Genomic DNA, 10865 nt, shown 5'->3' with positions numbered 1-10865 from the left:
GCTCGGTAAACTCGGCGGGTTTCGCTTCGTTTCTTTCGCTGCGTCATCAGCAGAGAACGCAACTTTAAGCACTTCCCCTTCCCCCGTCAACACCCCGCCCGAACAAATTTCACGCCGAACCGATAAATCGTTGATCGGACAGTGAAATTTCATCAAACAAAAACCAAGCTTCCCTGCGACACCGGCCAACAGCGCCCGTCAAAGCTGACAAACTCATGCCATACGCATGAAATCCGTCAGTTTTGCCCCAACCAGACAGGCCAAACCGGCCCGAACGCCGCTGCCGGTCCGTCAAACACCGGCAGATCCCGCTTCACCGCCCCCAAAACACCCAGGGCGGCCTGACGGCCGCCCTGGGTTCAACGTGGTTTGCGTTTACGGTGCGGGACTCGGTTGGCGGGTGTGGATCGCTTCGATTTCCTTCAACGCCACTTCACCCAGCTTCACATCGATGCTGTCGATGTTTTCCTTTAGCTGCGCCAAGGTGGTCGCGCCGATCAGGTTGCTGGTGGTGAACGGCCTGCTGTTGACGAAGGCGAGCGCCAGCTGCACCGGTGTCAGTCCAAGACGCTTTGCCAGTCCGACGTACTCGCGTGCCGCCGCTTCAGCCTGCTGATTGGTATAGCGCGAGAAGCGCTCGTACAGGCTGAGGCGCGCGCCTTGCGGTTTGGCACCGTCGAGGTACTTGCCGCTCAGCACGCCGAAAGCCAGCGGCGAATACGCCAGCAGGCCGACTTCCTCGCGATGGCTGAATTCACTCAGGCCGATTTCGAATGTCCGGTTCAGCAGGTTGTACGGATTCTGGATGCTGGCGACGCGCGGCAGCCCGAGCCGGTCGGCTGCATTGAGAAAGCGCGAGAGCCCCCATGGTGTTTCGTTCGAGACACCGATCGCCCTTACCTTGCCCGCCTTGATGAAAGCGGCCAGCGCATCCAGCGTTGCCTCGATCGCGACGCTTTCCTCGCCCTCGATCCACGGATAGCCCAGACGCCCGAAGGTGTTGGTGCTGCGATCCGGCCAGTGCAGCTGGTACAGGTCGACATAATCGGTCTGCAGCCGCTTTAGGCTGGCGTCGAGTGCGCGCTCCAGATTGGCGGCGGTAAAGCCGCCCGCCGGAATATGCGAAGGCTGGTGCGACTGCCGCACCGGTCCCGCCGCCTTGGTCGCCAGCACGATGTCCTTGCGCCGGCCGGTTCTGGCAATCCAGCTGCCGATGTACTGCTCGGTACGTCCCTGCGTTTCCGGCCGTGGCGGCACCGGATACATCTCGGCGGCGTCGAGCAGATTGACGCCGCGATCGAGTGCGTAGTCGATCTGCGCATGCGCCTCTGCCTCGGTGTTCTGCTCACCCCAGGTCATCGTCCCCAGCCCGATCAGGCTGACCTCCAGGCCACTACGGCCCAGCTTCCGGTATTCCATGCTTCCCTCCTCCTTGCACAGCCCGCAGCACCACACCGCGGCTGCGCCCAATCAGACGTCTGTCGACGTGTATATATAATGCGCCGCCGGATCAGCCTGCTTCCGCCGCCAGCGCGGCCTGAACGCTCGGGCGCGCCAGATAGGCTTCACGGAAGCGGTTCAGCGCGTCGAAGCCGGTAAAGTCCGGCCCGAGCCGGGCAGTCCATCGCACGAACACGCCGAGATAGGCGTCAGCAATGGTGAAACGGTTGCCGACCAGCCATTCTCGGCCCTGAAGGTGACGGTCAATATGTGCCACGGCGGCATGCAAGGTTTTCGCGGCTTGCTGACGGATGCCGTCGTGCGCCGCCGGATCGGCCGAATAGCGCTCGGGGCGGTTGACCTGACGGAAACCGGCGGCATGGATTTCGGTGCTGATGTAGCTGATCCAGCTCTGGATCTGCGCGCGCTCCGGATCGCCCGGCAGCGCAAACAGCGTCGTGCCCGGTTTCAGGTCTGCGAGGAAAGGCAGGATCGCGCCGTTCTCGGTGATGACGGTGTCGTCGTCGAGCCGGAGCGCGGGGACCCGGCCGAGCGGATTGACCGCATGGATCGGCGACTCGGCCGTGCGCAACGGTACGCGAACGACTTCAACCGGCAGGTCGAGTTCGCGAACGACAACGTGGGCGCCGAACGAGCAGGCGTCACGGGCGGTAAACAGTGTGCTCATGTTTTTCTCCTTATCTATATGTATTCCGGCTTCAGGCCGGTTTGTGGGCAAGCGCGAACAACAGGTTTCGGTGAAGCAGAATGCCGTTCCCGTCCCGGTGCTGATTGAGCCGGGCATCGAGCGCAACGAGCAGTCCGTCGCGCACGTCCGGCAGGAACTCGCCAAGGAAATTGCCGAAGGAGCTGGCCTGACTGAACACGCGGACCGCATCGGCATCGGCAAAGCGGTCGGCGAAGCGACGCAGGCGGACGTCGTCGACATGGAAGCCGGCGGCTTCGAGCTGGGCCGCGAGTTCGGCGAAGGTCACCGGATGCGGTGTACTGCCGCTCCCGCTGCGCCGGCCGAGCCCGGCTTGCGCCAGCACGTCGGCGACCAGCTTCTGCACGTCGTGCGGGCGTTCGCGGCTGGCGCTGCTGATGGCGATCCGGCCGCCGGGACGCAGCACCCGCCATGCCTGGCGCAGTACCGTGTCCTTGTCCTGCAGCCAGTGATAGACGCTGTTGAGGATCACCGCATCGAACGCACCGGCGGCGAAGCGTGACAGATCCTCGGCGCGGCCGACTTCGGCGTGATGCCACGGCGACGCACGCTTGCGGGCAATGTCGACGCGCAGCGGCAACGGTTCGAGGCCGACGACGCGCCCGGTCGGGCCGACATGATGCCGTGCAGCGAGCTCGGTCAGCCGGCCGGTACCGGCGCCTAGGTCGAGCAGGCTTTCGCCAGGGCGCAGCTGCAGCGCGTTCAGCAGATGCTGGCCATGCTCGTATTGCAGATCGCTGACGGCGTCGTACTGCTCGGCCAGCTCCTGCGTATCGAGAACAAGACTGGGCATGATGATCCTCAGTTGTCGATGAAAAAGCCGAGCGCTTCGATCTGCTCGCGCAAGCGGTCGCGGCCATACAGCGTTTCCGGCCCGCGTACCCGGGCGACCGAATGCGCCGACCACGCCTGAGGCGGCAATCCCTGCGCGGTATAGAAGCGGCGCATCACCACGTCGTACACGTCGACCGCCGATTGTTGCTCGCTCACCGCGTACTGCTCGCGGTGCAGCACGGCCGACTGCGGCAGCCTTGGCTTGATCGCGGCCGGCCTTGTCGGGTCAGGATGGCCGATGACCAGACCGAACACCGGCGCCACCTTGGCCGGCAGCGCCAGCTCGGCGGCGACCTGATCGATCCGGTTACGGATCGCACCGATGTAAACGGTGCCGAGCCCGAGCGATTCGGCCGCGGTGACGACGTTCTGCGCCGCCAGCGCCGCGTCGATCACGCCCATCAGGAAGGAATCGAGATAGTCGAGCCCGGCCACCGGCTCGCCGAGCTGCGTACCAAGCCGCTCCAGCCGTGACAGATCGGCCAGCCAGACGAGCAGCAGCGGTGCATCGCGGATGTGCTGCTGGCCGCCCGTCCAGTCGGCAAACCGGTAGCGGCGGGCCTGATCCTCGACCGCGACGACGCTCCACGCCTGAAGATTGGACGAGCTGGGGGCCGATTGCGCGGCGGCAATCAGCGTTTCGAGCGTGCCTGCCGGCAGGTCGTCCGGCAGGAAGGCACGGACCGAGCGGTGGCCGAGCAGGCTTTCAAGCACGGCGTTGCCGTCGACGCGGACATCCTGTTCGCTGCCGTAACGGTCATGAAGCAACTGGAAAAGTGCGCTCATCGTGTTCTGATCTCCGGGGCCGGGGTTACCAGGCAAAAACGTAATCACCGAACGGCCGGGCGACCGGTTCGAGCAGCTGCGGCTTGGGCTCGTGGCCGAACTCCGACAGCACGTCGTCCTTGATCGCGACGAAGGCCGGATCGGCGCGATTGCGCGGATGCGGCAGCGTCACCGGCACGATGCGCTTGATCCGGCCCGGACGCGGTTGCAGCACGATGACGCGGTCGGCGAGGAAGGCCGCTTCCTCGACGTCGTGGGTCACCAGAATCATGGTGATGCCCTCCTGCTGCCAGATGCGCCGCAGCTCGGCCTGCAGGTTGGCGCGGGTCAGCGCATCGAGCGCGCCGAACGGTTCGTCCAGCAGCAGCACGCCCGGACGGTTGACGAGGCCGCGCGCGATCGCCACGCGCTGGCTCATGCCGCCGGACAGCTGGTACGGGTACGCGGTCTCGAAGCCCTTGAGGCCGACGAGATCGAGGTGATCGGCGATCGTCTGCCTGCGCTCCGCCTGCGAGAGCGGCGAATTTTCCAGCGCCAGCCCGACGTTCTGCTCGACCGTCAGCCACGGAAACAGCCGGTGCTCCTGGAAGACGATGCCGCGATCGAGGCTGGTGCCGCTGATCTTCTGGCCGTCGATGCGGATCTCGCCGCGATAGTCGTCATCGAGGCCGATCACCAGCCGCAGCAGCGTCGATTTGCCGCAACCCGAGCTGCCGACGATGGCGACGAATTCGCCCGGCTGGATGTGCAGATTGATGTCGTCGAGGACGTCGAGCTGTTCGCCCTTGACGCTGTACTGTTTGCCGACGTGATTGAGACTGAGCGTGCTCATTTTGGGGTTCCCCTTTTTGATTGGATCGGACGGTGCCGTCCGGAATCAGGCGCTGCGGTTGCGCCACTTGAGCGCACGGTGTTCGAGACGGACGGCCAGCTGGTTCAGCAATGCGCCGATGCTGCCGACGACGACGAGGCCGAACAGCACCGAGCCCATGTTGAAATGCTCGCGGCCGTCGATCATCGAGTTGCCGACGCCGTAGCCGGACTTGAGGAAATACTCGGCGCCGATGGTCGCCAGCCATGCGTAGATCAGCGCCAGATGCAGGCCGGTGAAGATCTGCGGGCTGGCTGCCGGCAGGATCACCCGGCGCCACAGCTGCAGCCGGCTGAACCCGTAGACGCGCGCCACTTCGGCGTAGTCGCGGTTGACGCTGCGGATGCCTTCGAAGGTATTGATCGCCACCGGGTAGAACGCCGCCAGCGAGATGAACACCACCTTGGCCGGCTCGCCCATGCCGAACCAGACCGAGATCATCGGAATCCACGCGAACAGCGCGATCTGCTTGACCGCATTGAAGCTCGGCGCCACCAGCAGCTCGGCCAGACGCGAAGTGCCGAGCAAGGTGCCGAGCGCGAACCCCGCCAGGCCACCGATGGTGAAACCGGCCAGATCGCGCGAAATGCTCGCCGTCAGGTCCCAGACGAATCCGCCGTTGAAGACCTGATGCAGCCCTTCGATCAGTACCGCACCGGGTGGCGCCAGTACTTCGGTATTGGCCAGCTTGAAATGCGTCACGCCCCACCAGAGCGCCAGCGCCAGCAACGGCAGGACAAAGCCGCGCCAGTCTCGCCGCCACAGGAATTGCAGGCCGCGTTGCAGGATGCCGGGGCGGGAGTCGCTCGGCGTGGCCGGCACTTCGTCGGGGACGATGGCCGGAACGGTTTGGATGGTCGGATTGCTCATACCGGTCTTCCTATGAATTAGAACGCAGCGCGCCGCCAGCGCAGCAAACGGGTTTCGATGACCTGCAGCACGAGGTCGATGGCCAGGCCGACCACGCCGATGACGACCATGCACGCCATCACCACGTCGAGCTGGAACAGCTGCCGGCCCCAGACCATCTGGTAACCGATGCCCTCGCTCGACGCGAGCAGTTCGACCGTCACCAGCGAGAGCCAGGCATTGGTCAGCCCGTAACGGAAACCGTTGAACAGGCTGGGCAGCGTCGACGGGAAGATCACCTTCAGCCACAGCTGGCGCGGGTTGAAGCGGTAAACGCGCGCCACCTCGAGATAGGCTTGCGGAATGTTGCGGATGCCCTGCTGGGTGTTGATCGTGATCGGCACCGCTGCAGCCTTGGCGATCACGAGGATCTTCATCGCCTCGCCGATGCCGACCAGCATGATCAGGAGCGGAATCCAGCCCAGCACCGGCACTTCGGAAATCGCCTTGAAGCTCGGGTACAGATACGCCTCGGCAGTTTTCGACAAGCCCATCGCCACGCCCAGTGCCAGCCCGAACACCAGTGCGGCCGAAAAGCCCCACGCCACGCGGGTCAGACTGATGGACAGGTTCGTCCACAGTTCGCCCGAATCCCACAGATCGAACAGCGTGCTCCATACCAGCGTCGGCGCAGGCAGGATCTGCTGCGCCACCCAGCCGTTCAGCGTGGCGGCATGCCACAACGCCAGAACCGCCAGCGGCAGGATCAGCGCAAGCGCCCCGCGCCAGATCCGGCTGCGCAAACCGGCCAGCAACTGCGCGGTCCGGGCGGCGGCAGCGGGAGCCGCCAGCGCCGGTACGGGCAGTGTTTCGGTCAAAGACATGATCAGACTCCTTGTACAAGAACGGCATCGCGGCGCGCGAACACGCGCCAGGCGAACCAGAGAAAACACGGGACGAAACAGAGGAAGAGCGGCTGCAGGCCGAACAGCTCGCCGAGCACGCCGCCGGCGACGCTGCCGAACAGGCCGCCCGCCGGGCCGACCAGGGCCATCAGGCCGGCGACCTTGCCGCGACCGAGCCGCGCGCCGATCCGGGCAAAGCGCGCCAGATTGGCGATCTGCTGGATGCCCAGCCCCAGGCCGAGCAGCGGTGCACCCAGCCACAGCAGGACCGGTGCACGCGCGAGGCCGATCAGCAGCAGGCCGGCCGATGCCAGCGTGAAGCCTCCCAGATAGAAACGGGCTTCACCCAGTCGCGGCAGCCCGGCACCGAGCAGGAACAGCGCTGCGATATAGGCCGCGCCCTGCAGCGAGATCAGCCCGGCGGCATGCGATGCGCCGAGGCCGAAACCGTGGACGGCGACCGCGACGATGAAAAAGCTGTAATACATATGCGCCGCGCCACCGACGAACTCGATCACGCTGACATCGCGCAGCGACACGTCATCAGCCAGCAGCGCCATCTGGCTGCGCAGCTCTCGCCAGTTCAGCGACCTCGGCGCCTCAGCGCGGTAGCGCGCCGGGCCGAAAACCAGCGGTGCCAGCAGCACCGCCGCGACAAACGTCGTGCCGATCAGCCAGTAGCTCGCGGCGAAACCGATCCAGTCGACGATGCCCGCCGCCAGCACCGGGCCGAGCAGGAACATGCCGAGCATGTGCGAGCCGCGGAACCAGCCGGCCTTGGTCTCGCCGACGCGTTCGAGCTGCTGCATGAACACCGTGTTGAGCGAGACGAAGCGCAGCGGCATCACGAAGCTGACCAGCGCCGTGCACGTCAGCAGCCACGGCACCGAGGCGAAGAACGGCACCGCCAGATACACCAGCCCGACCAGCACGCAACCGATGCGGAATAGCCGGCCCGGGCCGTACTGGTCGACCATGACGCCGACGGCCAGGCTCATGAACAGGATGCCGATGCTCTGCGCGCCGGCGATCAGCCCGAAGCTGGTCGCGCTGGCGCCCAGCGACAACGCGTACAACGAGGTCGTGACCTTGGCCAGACCGACGCTGATCCCCGCCGTCGACGTCAGCAGCACGAAGCCGAGCAGGAAGCGGTGCCGGGCGACAAAGGCGTGCAACGGATTCACGCCGCCCCCTTGCCGTCGGCCGCCAGCGGCGTCCAGTACTGTTCGAGCTTCTGCGCCTTCAGCGCCTCGCGCAGGTATTGCGGCGCAATCCAGGCGTCGACGTCGACATCCTTGCGGATCAGGCCGAACTGGCGCGCGAAGCGCACCGCATCGCGGTAGTGCGCGTAGAAGAACGGATCGAGCAAGGGCGTTAGCCGCTGCTTCAGCGCATCGGGCTGGTAATCGCGCTGCCACGCCGAAACCGGCACGCCGGCGCGCGCCCAGCCGGTGAACACCTGCTGGCGATTGGCCTCGTCGCTCGTCCACGCTGCGTTGGCCACCAGGGCGCTGACCAGCTTTTGCACCAGCTGCGGATAACGCTGCTCGAATGCGGCGTCGACCAGCAGGTGCGTATGGGCCGCAACCAGCGGATCGCGGCGCGTGTCCTCGATCACCCGGACGAGCCCGCGCTCCTGCAGCTGCAATGCGTTCACCGGCAGATAGACGCCGTCGACATCGCCGGCAGCCAGCGCCGCCAGTGTGGTCGCCCCGTCCATGTTGATGGTCCGGAAGTCGCGCTCGGCCAGACCGCGCTGCGCAGCGATCCGGTTGAACGTCAGTTGCTGCGTCGTGCCCTTGAACAGCGCGAACTTCTGCCCTTTCAGGTCTTCGAGCGAGGCGGCTTTCGATTTCGCCGGCACGACGAGGTAACTCGGCGCCAGCCGGCTGTCACCGAGCAGGATGCGTGTTTTCAGGCCGCCGGCCTTGCCGGTGATCGCGGCCAGATCGCCCTGCCAGATGAAGTCGAGCTGCTTGCTGGCCAGAGCCTCGTTCGCGGCCGGGCCGGCACCCTTGAAGAACACCCACTCGACCTTGATGCCGTCGGGTTTGAACGCGGCCTCGAGCACGCCGCGCTGCTGCGCGATCGCCGTGGCCGCACCGCCGAAGGTGGCCGGGCTGCCACTGGCACCGGTCGACACGCCGACGCGGATCACCGCCGGGTTGGCAGCGACACCGAACGCCGACACAAAACCGAACAGCAAGGAGACGAGTGCGCGTTTCATCATCGCCTCACTTGGCCGCGAGTTTGGGCTTGCCGGCCACGTTCAGCTCGGCCCAGTAGCCTTCGAGCTTCTGTTCCTTCAGCGCCTGCTTCAGGTACTTGGGCTCGAACCACTGATCGATGTCGATATCGCCGCGCACCAGCTTGAATTTCTTCGCCAGCGCCAGCGAATCGCGGTAGTGGGCGTAGAAGTTCTCGTCCAGCAGCGGGCTCTGGCGCTCCTTCAGCGAGGTCCCCTCGTAATCGCGCTTGAAGGCCGAATACGGCGTGCCCGACTTGGCCCACTGCTGGAACACCTGATCACGGTTCTTCTCGTCGCCGACCCACGCCTGCGTCTTCACCACCACGTTGACGAAGCGCTGGACGATTTCCGGGTACTGTTTCTCGAAGTCCTCGGTCACCAGCACGTGGCTGGTCAGGCCGAACTCCGGGCCGGTTTTCTGGATGACGCGGGCAATGCCGCGATCGACCAGCGGGAAGATGTCGGCGCCGAACAGCCCGCCATCGATGTCCTTGGTCGCGATCGCCGCCTGCGTGGTCGCGGTATCCATATTGATGGTGCGGAAATCGCGCTCGGCGAGCCCCTTCTGATCGAACACCCGCGCCAGCTGAAGCTGGCCGGCCGTACCCTTGAACACCGCCAGCTTCTTGCCCTTCAGGTCATCGATGCTCTGCTCGTTGCCACCGGTCGGCACGGCGATGTAGCCGGGACCGTTGCGGGTCTGCGCGACGATGATTTTCGATTTGAGTCCGCTGGAGCGGCCGACCAGCGAGGCCATGTCGCCCTGGAAAATGAAGTCGAGCAGCTTGTTGGCCAGCGCCTCGTTGGCGGCCGGACCGGCGCCCTTGAAGTAATTCCACTCGACCTTGATGCCGTCCTTGCGGAACTCCTCCTCGATCTCGCCACGGCTGGCGACGACGCCGATGGTGCTGCCGCCGACGACCGGGCGGTTGCCGGTGCCGACTTGCGAGACGCCGATACGGATGACTTTCGGTGCGCCGGCCGCGATGGCATCGGCGCCCAGCGCAAAGGCCAGTGCGGCGGCGGCGAAACGGAACAGTGTTTTCATGGTTTTCTCTCCTGCGGTGGATGCGGCGCCTTGTGGGCGCCACCGGTCTGTCCGGGCCGGTTCGGCCCGTAGCTGGTAGCGACTATTTTTTCGGCGTGCCCTTGGCGTCGTTGTCCGGCCAGTAGCCTTCGAGCTTCAGGTCACGCAGCGCCTGACGCTGGTACTTGGGCTCGAGCCAGGTATCGATGTCGACATCACCGCGGACGAGCTTGTATTTCTTCGACAGCGCCAGCGCATCGCGGTAGTGCTGGACGAAGTAGTCGTCGAACAGCGGCGAGAGCCGCACGCGCAGCGGCGTGCCGTCGTAGTCCAGCTTCCACGCGCTGTACGGCACGCCGGACTTGCTCCACTGCTGCAGTACCTGCTCGCGGTTCTTGTCGTCCGACGCCCACGCCGCCTGCTTCACCAGCGCGGTGACGACGCGCTGGGTGATCTGCGGGTACTTCTTCTCGAAGTCTTCGGTCACGAGGAAGTGCGTCTGCCGGGCCAGATTCGGCGACTGGCCCTTGGTCGTGTAGACGATGCGCGCGATGCCGCGGTCGACGAGGCCGTAGACCTCGGCACCGAACCAGCCGGCGTCGATGTCCTTGGTCGCGATCGCCGCCTGCGTCGTCGCGCCGTCCATGTTGATCGACTTGAAATCGCGCTCGGACAGGCCACCGCGCGCATCGAGCACCTTGGCGACGACGAGCTGTGCGTTGGTGCCCTTGAACAGCGCCACCTTGCGGCCCTTGAGGTCGTCGATCGATTTCGCGGTCGAGTCGGCCGGCACCGCCAGATACGCGTTGCCGCGCGTGCCGTCGGCAATCAGCAGCCGGGTCTTGAGTCCGCCGGCCTTGCCGATCAGCGACGGCAGGTCGCCCTGCCAGGCGAAGTCGATCAGCTTGTTGGCCACCGCCTCGTTGACCGCCGGGCCCGCGCCCTTGAAGAAGTTCCACTCGACCTTGATGCCGTCGGCCTTGAACTCCTCCTCGAGCACGCCCTTGACGTTGGCGAGCGCGACCGACGAGCCGCCGAATACCGGCCGGTTGCCGGTCCCGACCGATGCGACGCCAATGCGGATCACCGCCGGCTTGTCGTCGGCGCGGCCCGCCACGGGCAGCGAAAGTCCCAGCGCCAGAGCCAGCGTGGAAAGAAGGAAATGTCTACGTTGCATG

The 10865-nt window shown here is 65.5% G+C and carries 11 protein-coding genes; all 11 read right to left on the bottom strand.

All coding sequences use genetic code 11. The annotated features are described in order from the left end of the window. Window positions 1-375: 375 nt before the first annotated feature. Window positions 376-1419 (bottom strand): NADP(H)-dependent aldo-keto reductase, encoded by a 1044-nt coding sequence (locus JMJ54_RS14400; RefSeq protein WP_203539247.1) that lies wholly within the window; start codon window positions 1417-1419, stop codon window positions 376-378. Window positions 1420-1510: 91 nt separating this feature from the next. Continuing rightward, a complete protein-coding gene (locus tag JMJ54_RS14395) occupies window positions 1511-2128 on the bottom strand; it encodes a glutathione binding-like protein (RefSeq protein ID WP_203539246.1) in 618 nt (205 codons plus the stop codon). Between the two features lie 31 nt (window positions 2129-2159). Continuing rightward, window positions 2160-2960, bottom strand: a complete 801-nt coding sequence (locus JMJ54_RS14390; protein WP_203539245.1) for a class I SAM-dependent methyltransferase — start codon at window positions 2958-2960, stop codon at window positions 2160-2162. 8 nt (window positions 2961-2968) lie between these two features. Then, window positions 2969-3787: an NADPH-dependent oxidoreductase gene (locus JMJ54_RS14385; protein WP_203539244.1), complete on the bottom strand. Its 819-nt coding sequence runs from the start codon at window positions 3785-3787 to the stop codon at window positions 2969-2971. Window positions 3788-3812: 25 nt separating this feature from the next. Next, window positions 3813-4619: an ABC transporter ATP-binding protein gene (locus JMJ54_RS14380; RefSeq protein WP_203539243.1), complete on the bottom strand. Its 807-nt coding sequence runs from the start codon at window positions 4617-4619 to the stop codon at window positions 3813-3815. A 45-nt stretch (window positions 4620-4664) separates the two neighbouring features. Further along, window positions 4665-5528, bottom strand: coding sequence for an ABC transporter permease (locus JMJ54_RS14375; RefSeq protein ID WP_203539242.1), 864 nt, complete (start codon window positions 5526-5528; stop codon window positions 4665-4667). Window positions 5529-5545: 17 nt separating this feature from the next. After that, complete coding sequence (locus JMJ54_RS14370; protein ID WP_203539241.1) at window positions 5546-6391, bottom strand: ABC transporter permease; 846 nt, start codon at window positions 6389-6391, stop codon at window positions 5546-5548. A 2-nt stretch (window positions 6392-6393) separates the two neighbouring features. Next, on the bottom strand, window positions 6394-7596 hold the full coding sequence (locus tag JMJ54_RS14365) for an MFS transporter (RefSeq protein WP_308438009.1): 1203 nt from the start codon (window positions 7594-7596) through the stop codon (window positions 6394-6396). After that, window positions 7593-8639, bottom strand: a complete 1047-nt coding sequence (locus JMJ54_RS14360; protein WP_203539240.1) for an ABC transporter substrate-binding protein — start codon at window positions 8637-8639, stop codon at window positions 7593-7595. The genes JMJ54_RS14365 and JMJ54_RS14360 overlap by 4 nt, the downstream gene beginning before the upstream one ends. Window positions 8640-8646: 7 nt before the next feature. Beyond that, on the bottom strand, window positions 8647-9708 hold the full coding sequence (locus JMJ54_RS14355) for an ABC transporter substrate-binding protein (protein WP_203539239.1): 1062 nt from the start codon (window positions 9706-9708) through the stop codon (window positions 8647-8649). Window positions 9709-9790: 82 nt separating this feature from the next. Further along, a complete protein-coding gene (locus JMJ54_RS14350; RefSeq protein ID WP_203539238.1) occupies window positions 9791-10864 on the bottom strand; it encodes an ABC transporter substrate-binding protein in 1074 nt (357 codons plus the stop codon). Window position 10865 lies beyond the last annotated feature (1 nt).

Source organism: Jeongeupia naejangsanensis (genome assembly GCF_016865585.1).
Classification (GTDB): domain Bacteria; phylum Pseudomonadota; class Gammaproteobacteria; order Burkholderiales; family Chitinibacteraceae; genus Jeongeupia; species Jeongeupia naejangsanensis.
Note: the sequence above shows the minus strand (reverse complement) of the source record. Positions and strands in the feature narration are given on the sequence as shown.